We start from the raw sequence: 15734 nt of genomic DNA on the forward strand, positions 1-15734 counted from the left end.
CTCACGAGAAGACTCATCGTTCACCTACCAACTGACCAGATCCCGCCCGTGTACGTCGACGTCCTTGTCGGGACCAGTCATCTGGCAGGCGACACCACTCCCGCCCGCGGCGCCGCCTCGTCGCGCGTGGAGGTGGAGGACCTCGTCGCCAGCTGGTCACCGATCCTGGGGCTTACTCCCATGAGAAGCCCGGCTGCTCGGTTCAGCGACGCTGTCCGGTCGCCTGTCGCCTTCGCCATGGCAGCAACGGCTGCGACGCTGGTGCTCACGAGTTCAAGTTGCGAACAAGCGAGAGAGGTCGTCTCGGTCCTGCTATCACCGAAAGCCCGCCGCGACGCCGTGACAGGAGCCAACGCACGCAGCCTGTCCTGGAACCTCATCAGAGCACTCGACGATCCGACCAAGGCACGTCGACCTGCCGCGGCGCGCAGCATCCGAATCGGGACTGCCCGGTACCGCTCGGACGGCACCGAACGTTGGCCGCTCGACGGCTCACGCCTCCCAGCGAGGGCTTGGCCGAGCCTTCGCGCTGCAAGTCCCTGGGCTGATGCGAACCCGTACATCGGCCTGGTCGTCAGCGCAGCGCTGCTCAGGATCGCGACCAACCTGACCACGACCGAGGCCTGCAGACAACTCAACCATGAGCACCTGGGACCACGAACGGCTCGAGAACTGGGCCCCCTTCTGGGCCGAACGCCGGGATCCGGCCACGACCACTTCGAGGAACTGGTCCGACTCCACGATGCCATCAGCACCGCCGCGGTACCCATCGATTACACCCGACGCCGCCACACCTTTCGAGCGCCGACTCCGATCCCTGAACGGACAGCGCGCAGAATCGCCCGCGAACTCGGGCTGCGTCCGACCCCGCGACTCCGGACGTTCATGTCGTGGTGGATCCATGAAGCGCTTTCTGGCAACGACGTCTTACTGAGCGAATCTTGCCTCCACCTACCGGGACCGCTGCGACATGCCTATGCACGACAGCGATCCGAATGGGAGAGCGATCCGCCGCCGTTGATGGTGCGACGCGCCGAGCACGCACTGCTCGTCAATCGCCTCGACGAGCCCATCACATGGGCACCCGCCTACGGCACCGACGGCTGCTGGACTTGTCCGCCACCACAGCTAGATCGGACGCTCGACGGTTGGGCGAACCGGTCATTGCGCGGGGCAAGGAGGAGCGTCTCGCACGACCTCGACCGACTTCCTCTATCTGGGCGGGTGGCATTTGCAATGTCTGACCAGTCGTGGGAGACACGGCGACTCGCCGTGCTGATGGCCCGTTTCAAGATGGTCGTCGACGTCGGCACCATCACGCAGACCGCGAATCTGATCGGCGTCCGGCAACCGACTCTCAGTGTTGCGATGCGCTCACTCGAGAGGCAGGTGGGGGTCACGCTCCTCGAGCGAAGCCGTCATGGGTTCACCCTGACCCCACAGGGTCGACAGCTACACCAACTCATCACCGAGAGCCCCCTTGCGCACGTAGATCCCGCGGTGCGATTGAACGGCCCCGTGATTTCGACCAGCACCAACGGTGCACCATCACCGGGAGGCGAGCGGGAACGACCACGCATTCCTGCAACTCCCTGACCGCGACAAGACGCTTCGGCGCCAAACAACTACGGGCACCCGGTGATCGGGTGCGCCAGGTACATCCGCCCCCGGGAGGTCCTCATGAACGACGACAACCGCACCATCGCAGTCCCGAACCTGCCCAACCTGGGATCCCATGCTCCAGCCGGCTGGGCAAACCTCATCGAAGAAGCAATCGCAATCCTGGACCGAGAACTCCCCGGCTGGAAGTTGACGCAACTCAAACAGAAGCTCGGCGGCCTCCGGATCTACTACGTGCTCGCCGATGAGGACGCTGACGGCGCCTCGCACCGACTGCACGTACGCGACGCCATCGGCGAGATCGAGGCACGCTCCTACTACATCTGCGACGTGTGCGGCGCGAATGCTGTCGTCACAACCACGAAGTACCTCCGCCGCACCCGATGCCGCGAACACCAACGCGCCAAAGACATCGACCTCCCGCTCATGGTCAGAGAAGTCCAGGAGCTCAACGGTTTCACGACCGGGGTCTGGGTGGTGGAGACCGCTGACTCGAGCCACATCTGGGATCTCGACGACACGACCTACACCCGCCGGCCGGGTCCGAGCAGCGGAGCCGACGGGAGGGAGTTCGACGGCAATGCCATGCCGATCACCCGTGTAGACGCTTGGCCGAAGGTCGGCGAATCGTTCTTCGTCTGGTTCGACGATCCTGATGACCCCGATCGGGCAGAGCACTACCGGACCTCATCAACGGTCCAGAACATCAGACCCGCCCCAGCGCCGGACGGGGCCAGCGTCCGATGAGTGACCTGGAGACGTGGAGCGTCGCTAACGGACTTCTGCGGGACATCCACCCAGAGTCGGTCTGGGCAGACAACGGCGCTGGCTGTTGGATGCACTCACCCAGACGACGACACTCCCTGGCCGACGCGCCGATGTACCGGTGCGCAGACGATCAGAATGCCGAACTCCGCTGCCGCCACGGCATCGGACAACCTGATCCTCAAGACGCCGCTTGTGGGTGGTTTACCCAGCGGCGTGACGTCACGGTAGGCATCGTCGCACCTCACGAGAAGTGCACTGATCGGCTGGTGCGGCAACTGGAGAGCCAATGAGAAGCGATGAGCCAGCCTTCGGGGTAGTCGGTCTGCCCCTGCTGGAGACGCACAGTTTTGACGTCGATCTGGAGACGGCGAGTGGCAGCCGCTACAAGGTCACCTGGGACGCAGAAGCCGGCCGAGGCACCCTGACACGGACGCCCTCCAGCAGCGGTGGCGAGCATCCGTGGTCGCAGCCTTTGCGGCGCGATGGCGAGACCCTCTCACTGCTCAGCTTCGATCGCATCGACCTCGGTCACCCCACCGCATTCGTAATCGACCTCCGCGGTGACGGCGTCTCCACCGTGCGCTGGGCCAACCCTGCGGTCGCCATCTATGGCACCGCCTGGGAGACCGCGGATATCTCATCGCTAACCCCCAACGTCCTGACGACCGTGCAAGTGGAAGTGATGGCCGCCCGGTTTGACCTCGCATCTGGAGACCTCGTCGCTGTCTCTAACGGGATGCTCGGACATGTCCACTCATCGTCGTCCTGCCAGGGCCAGCCATGGGGCTGCTGGATTCACGACCCCCGGCCACATCCGCTCGATAAAGCACCCGTTCGTTGGCGCGACGACAAGAGCACCGCGGAACGAATCTGCGACCACGGCGTCGGCCACCCCGACCCGCAGGACGCGGCGTTCTGGTGGAACACCCAAAGACGAGACGTAACGATCCATGGCTGCGATGGTTGCTGCGGACCGTGCCCGGACTGGGCAACCGGACTCCTCCCCGGTCACCGGCCATGACCGCGCGTGTAGTGGAACTGAGATGACTGAGGTCCTCACGATCCGCGGCTCCCTCGACCTGTGGTCTGAAACCGGCACCGAGGGTGGCTTCTGGGCGGTCTTCGACGAACGTGCTTCCCACGACGAAGTTGAACGCTGCCCGTGGTCGCCCGACCACCCTCTCTGTCCGGGAACAAGGGCGTACTGGGAGCACATGTCCATCCAGCCCGACGACTTTGCACACGGCAACTACGCGGGACTGTGGATCCTTGAGAGCGGCCACCATCTCCGGGTATTCGACCGAGAGAACCGGGTACGCATCCTGCTCGACTGGGACGTCAGGCTCGTGGAACAGGCCAACCAGTACAGCGTGAATGCTCTGTCCGCTCGCGGATGGGTTATCCACTCCTACCCGGCTGACGTCGACCTCGACAGGTTCGCCGACCTGGCGTTCGCCCATTATCCGGCGCTCCTGACTGTCCCCCGCACAAAAGCGACCACCGCCCAGGACGCCCTCTGCGCGGAACTGCGACGACTGGCCCTCGCAGATGAGCCGATGGCTTCGCCGCCCCACGAAGACGCCCGCCCGGCGGAGGGGACCGGTGAAAATCGCGCCATTGATGGCCCTTGACGGGGTATGCACATCGATCCTCGCCTCGGGCCATGGCTGCTGGTCCTGGCCGAGCGCTATGAACTCCGGTGGTGCACGACGTGGCGGGACGCGCATCAGTACTGCCCCAGCGCCGACGGGCAGCGCCGATGAGTGCCCCAGAGATGTGGAGCGTCGCAAACGGAAATTCTGAGGGACATCAATCCGGAATCGGCCTGCGCGGACAACCCAGGTGGCTGCTGAATCCACTCACCCGTCCGCACCCACTCGGAACCCGAGGCTTGGCTGTCTGAAGCAGCTGAAACGACCTATCTCGCCTTTACAGCTGCTCTGGCGACGGGAGTCCCGAGACTCTCTTGGCGCGCCTGTGACACGGGCGGCCGATGACCAAATCGAACTCGTGTGGCTCCGGATCGCTCTGCTCGCGAGGTCGACACGGGTCTGTACGCGGAGACGCTCCCGCCGGCTTGATCGGCCAGCCCACTGTTGGTCAGCGATCCGTACCGCGCATCGGGTTGGCGCGGGTGAATGCAGCAAGCTTCACAAGCTCACTCAGCCGAGCTTCCGCGACCTCCAGCGGAATGCGCTCCTGTTCGACGCGCGGAACGGGCGCGGTGCTGCTGGTGAGGAGCTGGTAGAGCTCACCCTCGTGCTCGAGTAGGTGCGGGACGTCGCGGGGAGGGTGGAGCTTGATCGGCTTGCCGTTCCGGTCTTGCGTAGTGCCGTATCGCTGGTAGCGCTCGTAGGTCTCGATATCCATGAGCATGGACGTGATGGTGAGTCCCTTCGCGCGGAACTCATTCAGGATCTCGAGGCCGTCTTGGTCGAGGTCGCCCCAGTAGACGACGAGCGGCGCTGAACGGACCCAAAGAGCGGACGCGATGGTGCTCGCGCCTCGGCCTTCACCCTCGATGGCGACGCCGCCGCGCATGCGCGGAAACCCGATGGCGGTGTCCTTGTTCTCGCTGATGAGCACGACCTGTGGCGGGTACGGCAACGGCACCTGGTCTTCGACGCTGTAGGAGTCGTGCTGGCGACCGCGCGCGTCCAGGTGATCGGAGTCGAGGTAGGTGAAGTGAAAGCGCGCCGGGTGCGGTGGCAGAAGCGCGAGGTCGTCGAGTCCGGTGACGGTTCGCACGAGGCCCTGGTGCGAGTCCAGCCACTTGGCGTGGACACACTCGATCGGCACCTGCCGCGGTGTCAGGGGTGTCGGCGGCACTCCAGCGGCGGTCGCCAGCGCGGCGCGCTCGAGAAAGTAGGCGCAGACGTGGACGAGGACGTCGAAGTCGTCGCTGAGCCGGGTCGCACCGAGAAGGGCACGGGGAAGGTTCGGCTGGTTCGGGAACGGCTGATGAAGTGCTGCGGCTCGGGTGCGGGCTGTCGCGATGAGCTCGGGCCACACCTCGCCGACGACGTGCGCGGCGGTGTCGATATCGGGTACGACGACGTGGGAGACGACCTCTTGGCGGGTGCCGGCGACGATGCGGGTCGCGTAGATGAGCTCGATGTCGCAGGTCTTGGCCCAGTCGCGCTAGTCGCCGAGTTGACGCGCGTACGTCCCGAAGTCGTCTCTAAGGTCAGCGGACGCCGCTCGACCGACCGGGAACCGGTGCGGCTACCCCGGCCCGTCAGACCCGTCATCGCCGGGCCGCTGTTCCAAGTTTTTGAGAATTAGCTCAAAAAGATCCCGCGCGGACCTAATCTCGATTCATGTCTTTTCGGAACCCCCCTCGCCGTCGAGGTTTTGCAACGCGTATGGCGGTGCTAGCGGTGCTCGCGCCGACTGCTGCGCCTCTCGGCGTGGAGGCCTTGACGCCTGCGGCGTCAGCAGCGCCCGAGCCCTCTGGCGCGGGCCCACGGACCGGGAAAACGAGCGCGAGTGCAGCCATGGTGAGCCCGAGCATGAGCCTGGCCAGGCTCCTCGGGCGCTCAGTTCCGGATCCTGATCAGGGCGATGAGTTCACTGAGATTGTCGCCAACCCCGACGGCACCTGGACTCGACCAGCTCCACCACGCCGTTCCGGGCCCGCGACGAACACGGTAACTGGAAGCCAATCGATCTGACGCTCGCGGTCGAGGGCGGGAAGGTCGTACCCAAGAACGTTCCTGTGGAGATGTCGTTTTCCAACGGCGGTACCGCCCCACTCGCGGTAGCCGAGTCACCCACGGACGACGCCAGCCGCCAGTTGGAGTGGAACTGGCCCGAAGAGCTGCCCAAGCCTGAGCTTGACGGCAACACTGCGACCTACAAGGACGTCGTCGACGGCGGCGACCTGGTCGTCATCGCCAACCCCACTGGATTCACCCACAACATCGTGCTGCGGGAGAAGCCCACCGATGCCGCGGCGTTCGAGCTAACGGTCACCACGCCGTCGGCGCAGTTGAAGGAGACGACTGGCGGCGACCTGGCGATCGTCGACGCCCAAGGCGGCGAGCTCGCCACGGCGCCGGCGCCGGTAATGTGGGACGCCACAGTCGACGATCGCGGCGAGCCGACTCCCGTGCCATTGGACTTCAACGTCGACACTCACGCGGCGTCGTCGAAGACCCCCGACGGACTGGTCCTGACCCCGGCTGAGGATTTCCTCAACGACCCCTCCACCGTCTACCCGGTCACGATCGACCCGACTTTCACCCTCCTCGCCGAGAGCCACACCTGGACCACGAACCAGCCCGGCGGGGGCGCCACCGGCAACGTCCGCCTGGTCGCGGGACACGACGGCCAGTACAAATGGCGGTCCTTCCTCAAGTTCAACGGCAACTCCACGTGGAACGGCCAGGGAGTCATCTCCTCCAACCTCATCCTTCGCAACTACTACTCCACGACCTGCAAAGCCGGCGCAGTGCGCGCCTACCGGATCACCACGCCCTGGAACGCCCCGAACCTCACGTGGGACCACATGCCGAGCGCAACGGCGACCAATGCCGTGGACTACTCGCCGGCGCACGGAGCGAGCGGTTGCGACAACGCCGACGCGACCTGGAACGTGACCAACATCGTGCGTGCGTGGGCCGACGGCAGCACTGCAAACTACGGGTTCCGCATCGGCGCCGCTGACGAGACCAACGCGAACACCTACCGCGAGTACCGCGGCCTCGACTCCTCGGCCGGCAACGTCCCGCGGCTCGTGACGACCTACAATAAGAAGCCGCAGGTCACCGGCGTCAGCTTCTCGCCGGGGACCGCTGCGACTACCTCGTCGAAGAACCCGACCATCACAGTCGCCAACACGGACCCGGACAGCACCACGCTGTCCATGAGTCTGTGGATCAATAAGTCGAACTTCACTCGTGTCTGGGGCATCGACTTGAGCGTCCCTGCCAACGCATCCAAGGACGTTCAGGTGCCCGCTGGCCTGTTGGCGGATGAGAGCACCTACAGCGTCAACGTGACGTTGAACGACGGCACCTCGACAGGGACGTTCTCACGGGACTTCCTCGTTAGCCTCGACAAAGAACCGCCGAATTCGCCGACGGTGACCTCGCCCAATGTGGGCCACGACGAGTTCGTCGACGCCCTGCCGGTGGGCCACGCTTTCCAGGCGACCTCTGACGAGACTGACGCGTCGGGCTTCTACGTGACCCGGGACGACCAGCCCGAGGAGTTCATCGCCGCAGTCAACGGCGCGGGATCGATTCCATGGTCGCCCGCGTCGGGGCCTCACACGCTTGCAGTAGCAGCAGTCGACGCTGCCGGCAACCGTTCCGATCCCGACCTATTCCACTTCGTAGTCCGCGAGTTCAACCAGATAGACCCGGCGGTGCTGCTGTTCGATGTCACCCTGGATCCGGGCGAGTCCAAGAGCATTCCTCTACCTGTGGTTGCGGACATCGACTGGGATCAGGTTGACACCATCACCGGAACTATTGCCGCGCGCGACTGGCAGGATGGATCCACCGGCTCCATCACCGTCTTCGACGCCCAAGGAAACGTGACCCCAGAGGCTGGGCTTACGTGGGACACGTCGGACTCACCCGGCGCCGGCGTGAGCCGGGTGGCCTCCACGGTGGTTCCGAGCGCCACCAACACGATCGACCTCCGCAACAACAGCACGACCTCGATCGCGCGCGTATCCCTGGACCTGTCTGGCTGGTGGCGCCTATACGCCATGGACACCGACGACGCAGAGCTGACCGAGGGGGACGAGACGGGCGACGCGGAAACCACCGGCGGAGCGGACACCTACGAGCCGACCGAGTGCACCCCGCTCGATGACGGCGCCGGCTACGTCTGCGCGACGGTCTCCGACGCCTCATCGCAGGGTGCGGCGTCGTACGCGGCGGGATCGGACGGAGCCTCGGCGGCAGCCATGAAGGGGGCGCCGTGCGAATACTCGAAATGGGGGGCCACTCGATTCGAGTTGTGCGCGATTCGGGACGTCGAACTCGTCGCCATCAGTCCCGTCGGTGTACCCATGGGCGAGTTCAAATACGCGGTCGGGCGTCGAATCACGGTGGGACACCTCTCCAACAAGATCAAGGTCCGCTACACCACGAACGTTTGGCGCGCGACCGGTTACTGGTCGTCGCTGACGGTGCAAGCGATCTGGAAATCGCGGTGTGTTGCGAAGCAAAGTGCTGGGTCCGACTACTGCAGCAACCTCGTGGTCGACAGCGCAGTGACCCTGGGCAGCGCCTGGCCAAATGACTGGAAGACTTTCGACCACGAGTTCGTCCTTAACACGCCGACGGACAAGTGGTACGACTACGCTGTGGACTCGAACGTCTACCACAGGCACAACGGTCAGGTTCTGCAGCAGGTCACTCGGGGTCTCCGCCAGTCTCCCTACCTCCGCTGCGACAACATGTCGTACTTCAACCAGAGCAGGGGCTGCATCTACCCGGATTACGCGCCGACATTCACTCTGAGCAAGTCCGACTCGAGTGTGCGAGAAGCTGCATCGTTCTATGCACGAGTCAAGAACGAATTCAATTGGGGATCGGCTGCGTGGCCACTTCATCGAACCACGGTGGCCAACAGAAAGAAGAACTACAACAAGAACTGCCGAAACGCAAAGAAGAGGTATGGCTACGTCAAATCCTGCGACGAATTCCCGTTCGCATCTACGTGGGAAGGATGTTGGACCAACGGGGATCATTGGAAGGCCTGCGAACACGCAGATGTCGACTTGCCCCAAAACAAATTGGCCGGCACCAGACTAGGCAAATTCTTCAACGCTCAGAGACTTATGAGAATTCCGACTAAAACCAGCGACCTGTGGGACGCTGGCTTCAAGGTAGTGATTGCGCCATGAGAATCCAGATCGCTAGAACCGGTGCGGCCTGTGCCGTCGGATTACTCGCCCTGATCGGACTCGGAGGATGCGCCGACACCGGGTCACAGAGCGCCCAACCTGAGACCGTGCATGCGTCGGGCCCAGGCGCGACCGATGCGACCGGGGCGGGTGCGACCGATGCCGCCGACACGCCTTGTGGAAAGGTTCCTTGGACTCAGCCACTGACCCGAGTGAGCAAGGAAGACCTGGCCGACACCCCTCGAGCCGCAGTGCTGGCCTACGCGCCGGTGGGAGTCCGCGTCGTAAGAGTCACCCACGATTCCACGGCCAGTGCCCGCCCCCAGGCCGACGTCAGAATCGTCCTGAGAGGGGAGGAAGGCGTCTACCGCGTGGAACAAGCAGCCGGAAAATGGGGCGTGATTGGTGGTGAAGGCTGCGCCGCCGGCGACCCAGCGCCGACACTTCCGACCGACTGCGCATTGCCGAGCCCGCTGCCCACAGGCGCCTTCACCTACATCTGCGATAAGGACTAGGCCAGTGACAAGCGGACTCGTCCATCAGCACCGGTCCGGCTGTCTCACAGTCGTGAGCGGAATGGACGTTGCCCGACTGTCCCAGATCCTTGCTGAGAACGGCGCCATGACGGGCGACGCAGTCGTCCCCCAGTTCTACGAACTGGGGGACGGCGGCGCGGCGGCCGTGGAAGTGGAAAGGTTCTACGGGACCCGAGCTCGAGTCCTGGAAGCGCTGTCCACGGGGAGGAAGGGCAGGGCGGCAAGCCTTTTCTGGCGTCACGAGAGGCCTGCAGCGGCACTCGTCGGCTTTGCGCGCAGCGGCAGGGTTATCGCCCAGCTCGAACGCAGCGGGCCCGTTGAGGATCTCCGGGGTGTCGTTCCGCGGGCGGTCGCCGCGCTGCTAAAGGAAGCCCGCGCACCAGGCGACTTCGATCAAGGCGCTGTATCGCGCCTTCTGACGGGGGCCACTGCCGCACTCGAGGCCTTCACCGGGGTTTCCCTGGCCACAGCACGGTGCATGGCCTGCGATCAGTTGCCGCCTCATCCGGCCGACGGCGCGGAGATCGGCCGAACGGTGCTCGACTACGAATATCCCGTCCTTGCTTCTCGTATTCGGCTCCTTGATCCTGGCCGCGCGCGCGAACTCGCGACCACTCTCACCCATGCCTTGATGATTGAATCGGGACTCAGCGAGATTCCCGAGCTTGCGCGAGTAGCCGAGGCGGTCAGGCCAGGAGGCGGGTCTCGCCGGCTCCTGCTGGAGCCAGGTGAGGCATACCGACTCGAAGGGATCCGTGCCGCCTTCGCCGCTTGGACGCTCAAGGAGTCCGGTGGCGACCCTGATGCTGTCGGGGCGATGGAGGGCGAGTTCCTCAACCAGCGCTCCTGGGCCGCGCGAGCCGTTCTCGCTCTCGAGAACCCCGATGACATGCGGACAGCCCTGGAATGCACTGACGCCACACTCACAGGTTTCCGGTCCTCACGAACCTCCCGCGGCTTCGTCTACATCGAGGACCACACTGGCCGCCGGCGGGACTCCAGCAAGGTGCACGACTGGGGTCGCGAACCACTAGTGAAACGGCTGATCGAGCGGATGCTCGACACCAACTCGCAGGACTGGCCCCAGCTTGAGGCAACCCTGCCTCCGCCGTTCACGCCCGAGCAACGGGCGGCGATCATCACCGATGACTACCGCCGTCAGGCGCGGGGCGAGTTTGGTGAATACGACATCGTTGACGCGTGAACGTCCCGGCCTTGACACCAAGCCCGCTGCCACGCGCTCCACGACGCGGGTCCGCCCGCGGTGCCGGCGTTCCATCACGCCGTGGTCGAGACGCGCCCGCAAAGTGGACTGATCGGGGTGGTCTGGTCGATCGCGACAGGACATGTCGCCTGCGTGCCTCGGCATGAACGTTCTCAGCCGAATGCACTCTGACTGTCGTTCCTACCTGGAAGCTCACCCCGGGCTGGCCGGCGCTCGCGTCGCCTATTCGCCTGGCGCGACGGTGGCTGAGGCGCCCGTTAGCGCAATCCTCCCAGACCGGCAACGGACTTAATGTCAGCACGGTCTCACCTGGGACGGCCGTGGAGATGAGCGGCGCTACTCACCTGCCGGCGCCGAATGGACGAGCGGAATCCCAACCGAGCCAATCCTCGCGGTGGACGCGACCAGAGGCGGCTCGCGCTCGGTCTGCCCTTTGCTCGGGTTAGATGCAGGCCTGGATGCAGGTGCCGGGCGGCCCCTACTGATTTGGGTTTTCTAGACGAATTCTGGTGTGCACGTCTCTCTGATAACGCGCTGTGGCACAAAAAGTAGCCAAGTTGATGTATGGAGCAGGAAGTTCCTCCGCCTCGCTGGGTGAGTAACGCACCCGCCGTCGGCGAGTGTCCCCACCCTCATACGGCCCGCCCCGAGCATCAGGCCTCCCTCATCGAGCTGATACGTGGGTTCAACCTGTGTGCGAATGAGGTCGCAAAACCACTCGGCGACGCGCGTTAGCTCGAAGGTGAGGTCAGTAACAAGGTTGACGTAAGTGTGATAGTTCTCTATCTCCGCGTGATAGCTTTCGCCAGGCCACGGTGCGGTGTTTTTCTCATCGGGGCCGATCTCCGTCGTTAGGCCCGTGGTATGCAAGGGTATCTGCGTAGGTTGTCTTGAGGAGCCGGAGCGATCGATCCCGGGACTGGTTCTGACCCGCTTTGGCGAGACTTGGAGCGCCGCCCAGAGCCGAGCTCTCACGCTGTGGTGGGCTGGTAGGGCTACTGGTTGGGAAGGCACTCGGCGTGGATCCAACCGAGTTCGTTCTTCGTGACCGAAGTTCCCACCGTGTAGGAGTCTCCACACGCCTTGCACCGGGCAGTCCACTTCGCCGGTACCACGAACCTCTTGGCGAATCTCGCTTCCGCCTCGGCTCGTGAGAGGTCTAGCGGTGTCGTAACGTTCTCTCCCAGCAACCCGGAGTTGGCCAGCCTGTCAGCCACCTCGTTGAGTTGTACTCCGGAGTGGCCCTTTACCCAGCGGAACGTGATCGTGCGCCCGGACGTTGCCTCGATCAATTGCTCCCATAGGTCCCGGTTCGCCACCGGCTGCTTCTTCGAGTTCTTCCAGCCGTTTGTCTCCCACGCCTTCCACCAGACCTTGGTCAGGCAGTCAACCACGTATCTCGAATCGGACCAGACGGTCAGCGATCCCGGGACAGCACGTACCGCTTCCAGCGCCGCGCGGATCTCCATGCGCTGATTCGTCGTGGAGGGGTCCCCGCCGAGACCGAAAGTGTCTTCGTCCACCACCCAACCCCACCCGCCTCGACCGCCTGGGTTACGCTCGCAGGCGCCGTCTGTGTACACCTCTATGGCCACGACGGCTGCCTCCTCGCGCTGGGATCGGATCGCTTAGTTTGTTTGCCTCGGCGAGACACCGCCCTCACCAATCTCATTGAACACTGGGCTGTGCTCGATCGGAGCATTCTTCTCGACCACGTGGAGGTTGCGCTCGGAACAGGTTGGTTCACGACTTGAGCGAACTCGGCGTCCTCCGATCGGCGCGTGATGACGGCCCGGTCGGGCGATCGTAGGGCGCTCGCCTCCGACGCGGCGAGGCGCAGCTTTCCGGTGTCTTGAGTCAGCGTGTGGCACGCCGTGGGATGAGCCTGGGCATCAGGCCGGCATGCTCGGCGCGGAACGCGGCGCCGGTGTCGTAGGTCAAGAAGAACGCTTGTTTCTCGGGGATCCCGATAAAGTCGCGCACGCTGATCGTGCGCTCGATCATCTCCGCATCGTTAATCGGCAACCGGCGGTGATCGTGTGGGTCAAAGAGCAACTGCATTGTGACTGCGCCGCGCCCGCCCTGTTCGGGGGCAATGGTTATGGGCGCTGTCGTGTGGCCTCTCAAGAGTCCATAGAGGTAACGCGCGACGCCGACAGCCTTCGGCCGCAGTGACGCCTTGTGGGTGAGATCGTCGAGCTCGTCTATCACGAGAACGGGCACGACGATGCGAAGTTCGTCGCCGACGGACGGCGCCCCTGGACTCGGAACGCTCGTAATGAGGTCGTGCCAGTCGATCGAACCGAAGTTGCCTTCGTGTTCGATCCAGAAGCTGGTGTCGACAAGCGCCAACGAGGTGAAGGTTCCATCTTTCGGCCGCCACGCGTCGGCTGCTGCGCGGACCGCTTCGGCGGCCGCTGCCAGAACCTGCGAGCGGTGGCTCAGCTCATCGGTGATCGCGCGGACGGTCGGTGGAGTTGCTTCAGGAGCGCTCACGGTTGCCCAATAGCGTGGAGTGGTGACGAGGCGCGATAGGTCCTCAGATGAGATCCGGCCGCGGAGCATTCGACTCTGTTCGGAGCCCCAGGTCAGGTACTTGTCGATGATCTCGGGGCCGTTCCCATTGTTGCTGTTTGCAGCGGCCAGTCCAGCGTCTCGAAGCGTTGACGCCAGGTCGCCACCCGTCCCACTCGTCGGCCACACGAAGTGCCTCCGGTCCATGCCCCGCTCCTTGTATCTATGGCGTTAGGGTCCCGTGATTGTAGGGAGCGTTCGTCCTGGCGCTGGTGGGCCGCGCACGGAGGCCACTAAAGGTCCTCTCAGATCGGGGGATGGAATTGCGGACGATCCGCCAAGCACCCACGGTCCGAACCGCGCGGAGAGTTCGATAGAACATCAATCATGCATCTATCTCCATGCGCCGCTGGTGAACAGTTTCATGGGGTTCTGGCCTCCGCCTGCGAGGCGATTGAGGAGCCCTGGTTCCTTGTCCCAGTGTCGAATGACGAGCGCGGTGCGGCCTATCGGGAGCGGGTGTACTGCTATGAGCTCTATCACCAGGTACGAGCGCTGACGCAGCATTCGCGCCTCGCAGGCGCGCCGGAGTTCGTCCTGTCGGGTGAGATCGACAAGGCCGGTCTCAACGCTGTCGTAGAGGGCGGTAAGCACAAACCAGATCTCGTGTGGCACGTTCCAGGACAGAACAGAAACGCGGTCGTCGTTGAGGTAAAGCTGGCGTCGAGCCTGACAGCTCGCGGGATTCGCAAGGACCTCGCCACGCTGAATTCCTTCTTGACAGGAGACCGCTCGTACAGCCGTGGCATTTACCTGCTGTACGGTCCTTGCGACCCGGAACGCGTTCAGGATCGCGTCGTCGGGCTGGCGGCTGAGTTGGGCAGTAGCCAGCTTGACCGGGCCATCTTGATGTGGCATCCAACACCGGGTGTGGCGCCACGCGTCCTCGGGCGCCTTGGTAATTGACCGTTGGCGACAGCTCGAACCTATGAACTTCGTTGCGTCCGCCAAGCGATACAGGCGGCTGTCTCGGCCCTCATCGGCGTCACGGTAACTCGACGTTTTTAAGGGACTGGTCTTGTTGTGGGGGCTGCGGTTGGCGTGTTGAGGTGAATCGCCCCGGGTTTTGTGGAGGCTCGGTTACTTGGAACCAGCCCCGGTCGGGACGGGTGTTTCAACGTAGTCGGTGACGATGTTCTTGGCCCAGTGGTTGGCCTCGAACTCGGCGGGCGGGACTAGCCCGATCTCGCCGTGAAGCCTCCTGTGGTTGAACCAGTCGACGTATTCGGCGACCGCGATCTCGACGTCGGTCACCGACTTCCAGCCGTCCTTCGGCCGCATGACCGGGTTGCGGATGCACTCGGCCTTGAACAGCGAGTTCAGCGCCTCGGCCATCGCGTTGTCATACGAGTCGCCCTTGGACCCGACCGACGCGACGGCCTCGGCCTCGGCCAGCCGCTCGGTGTAGCGAATCGCTCGATACTGCACGCCCCTGTCGCTGTGATGGACCAGCCCGGTGACGTCCTGTCCGGCCCGCTGGCGGTTCCACAGCCCCATGTCGAGGGCGTCCAACGCCAGATCGGTGCGCAGGCTGGTGGACACCTGCCAGCCCACGATTATCCGGCTGAAGACGTCCAGGACGAACGCGACGTAGGTCCAGCCGGCGTGCGTCCTGACGTAGGTCAGGTCAGCCACCCAGAGCTGGTTCGGCCCGGTCGCGCCGAACTTCCGCTTCACCAGATCCTCGGGCCTCTCGGTCTCTGCGCCGTCGCCGATCGTGGTCCTGCGGGTCTTCTCCCGCGGGATCCCGCGCAGGCCCTCGGCGCGCATGAGCCGCTCCACGGTGCACCGGGCGACCGGGATGCCTTCGCGGTTCAGCTCGGCGTGAACCTTCCTTGCGCCGTAGACACCGAGGTTGGCCTTGTGGGCGACCTTGATGTCCTCGACCAGTTCGGCATCGCGGATCGCACGTGCCGATGGCGGCCTGGTCTTGGCCGCGTAGTAGCTGCTCGGGGCGATCTGCACGCCGGCGTCCTTCAACACCGCGCAGATCGGCTCGACCCCGACCTCGCGCCCGTCGACCACGTCGTGGCGGTGGGCCTCGATGTAGGCGACTACTTGCTGGTGGGGCGGTCGAGCTCCGCGATGCTCCTATGTCAAGCAGCCAACGGGACCCGCTCGACGGGTACCCCGACGATTGCGGCGC

General features: G+C 64.3%; 11 protein-coding genes and 2 pseudogenes. 8 read left to right on the forward strand and 5 right to left on the reverse strand.

The features are described from left to right. The first annotated feature begins 48 nt into the window (after positions 1 to 48). From AB4880_RS23360 to AB4880_RS23375, 4 genes are all read left to right on the forward strand, one after another. Positions 49 to 1596, forward strand: coding sequence for a helix-turn-helix domain-containing protein (locus AB4880_RS23360; RefSeq protein ID WP_367921634.1), 1548 nt, complete (start codon positions 49 to 51; stop codon positions 1594 to 1596). Positions 1597 to 1680: 84 nt separating this feature from the next. Continuing rightward, complete coding sequence (locus AB4880_RS23365) at positions 1681 to 2367, forward strand: hypothetical protein (protein ID WP_367921624.1); 687 nt, start codon at positions 1681 to 1683, stop codon at positions 2365 to 2367. 307 nt (positions 2368 to 2674) lie between these two features. Beyond that, positions 2675 to 3409 (forward strand): hypothetical protein, encoded by a 735-nt coding sequence (locus AB4880_RS23370; RefSeq protein ID WP_367921625.1) that lies wholly within the window; start codon positions 2675 to 2677, stop codon positions 3407 to 3409. A gap of 22 nt (positions 3410 to 3431) precedes the next feature. After that, positions 3432 to 4019: a hypothetical protein gene (locus AB4880_RS23375; RefSeq protein ID WP_367921626.1), complete on the forward strand. Its 588-nt coding sequence runs from the start codon at positions 3432 to 3434 to the stop codon at positions 4017 to 4019. A 469-nt stretch (positions 4020 to 4488) separates the two neighbouring features. Here AB4880_RS23375 and AB4880_RS23380 read toward each other — a convergent pair whose 3' ends face one another. Both AB4880_RS23380 and AB4880_RS23385 read right to left on the reverse strand, forming a co-directional pair. Next, entirely contained in the window at positions 4489 to 5136 is a 648-nt protein-coding gene (locus AB4880_RS23380) for a Wadjet anti-phage system protein JetD domain-containing protein (protein WP_367921627.1), read from the reverse strand. Between the two features lie 51 nt (positions 5137 to 5187). After that, positions 5188 to 5505: pseudogene (locus AB4880_RS23385) on the reverse strand (hypothetical protein); the annotation flags it as partial. A gap of 607 nt (positions 5506 to 6112) precedes the next feature. On the opposite strand from AB4880_RS23385, the gene AB4880_RS23390 reads away from it, so the two are divergent. The 3 genes from AB4880_RS23390 (at position 6113) to AB4880_RS23400 (ending at position 10993) form a co-directional block, all read left to right on the forward strand. Next, positions 6113 to 9253, forward strand: coding sequence for a DNRLRE domain-containing protein (locus AB4880_RS23390; protein WP_367921635.1), 3141 nt, complete (start codon positions 6113 to 6115; stop codon positions 9251 to 9253). 212 nt (positions 9254 to 9465) lie between these two features. Next, positions 9466 to 9768: a hypothetical protein gene (locus AB4880_RS23395; protein ID WP_367921628.1), complete on the forward strand. Its 303-nt coding sequence runs from the start codon at positions 9466 to 9468 to the stop codon at positions 9766 to 9768. 52 nt (positions 9769 to 9820) lie between these two features. Then, positions 9821 to 10993, forward strand: coding sequence for a hypothetical protein (locus AB4880_RS23400; RefSeq protein ID WP_367921629.1), 1173 nt, complete (start codon positions 9821 to 9823; stop codon positions 10991 to 10993). A 1016-nt stretch (positions 10994 to 12009) separates the two neighbouring features. Here AB4880_RS23400 and AB4880_RS23405 read toward each other — a convergent pair. Together AB4880_RS23405 and AB4880_RS23410 are read right to left on the reverse strand one after the other, a co-directional pair. Beyond that, on the reverse strand, positions 12010 to 12609 hold the full coding sequence (locus AB4880_RS23405) for a ribonuclease H family protein (RefSeq protein WP_367921630.1): 600 nt from the start codon (positions 12607 to 12609) through the stop codon (positions 12010 to 12012). A 262-nt stretch (positions 12610 to 12871) separates the two neighbouring features. Then, complete coding sequence (locus AB4880_RS23410) at positions 12872 to 13735, reverse strand: PIN domain-containing protein (protein WP_367921631.1); 864 nt, start codon at positions 13733 to 13735, stop codon at positions 12872 to 12874. Positions 13736 to 14008: 273 nt separating this feature from the next. Between AB4880_RS23410 and AB4880_RS23415 the strand changes: the two genes are divergently transcribed. Next, positions 14009 to 14494: a hypothetical protein gene (locus AB4880_RS23415; RefSeq protein WP_367921632.1), complete on the forward strand. Its 486-nt coding sequence runs from the start codon at positions 14009 to 14011 to the stop codon at positions 14492 to 14494. 174 nt (positions 14495 to 14668) lie between these two features. Here the strand turns inward: AB4880_RS23415 and AB4880_RS23420 are convergent. After that, positions 14669 to 15640 (reverse strand): annotated as a pseudogene (locus AB4880_RS23420) (IS3 family transposase); the annotation flags it as partial. Positions 15641 to 15734 lie beyond the last annotated feature (94 nt).

It is taken from the genome of Nocardioides ginsengisoli (assembly GCF_039537225.1).
Taxonomy (GTDB): Bacteria; Actinomycetota; Actinomycetes; order Propionibacteriales; family Nocardioidaceae; genus Nocardioides; species Nocardioides ginsengisoli.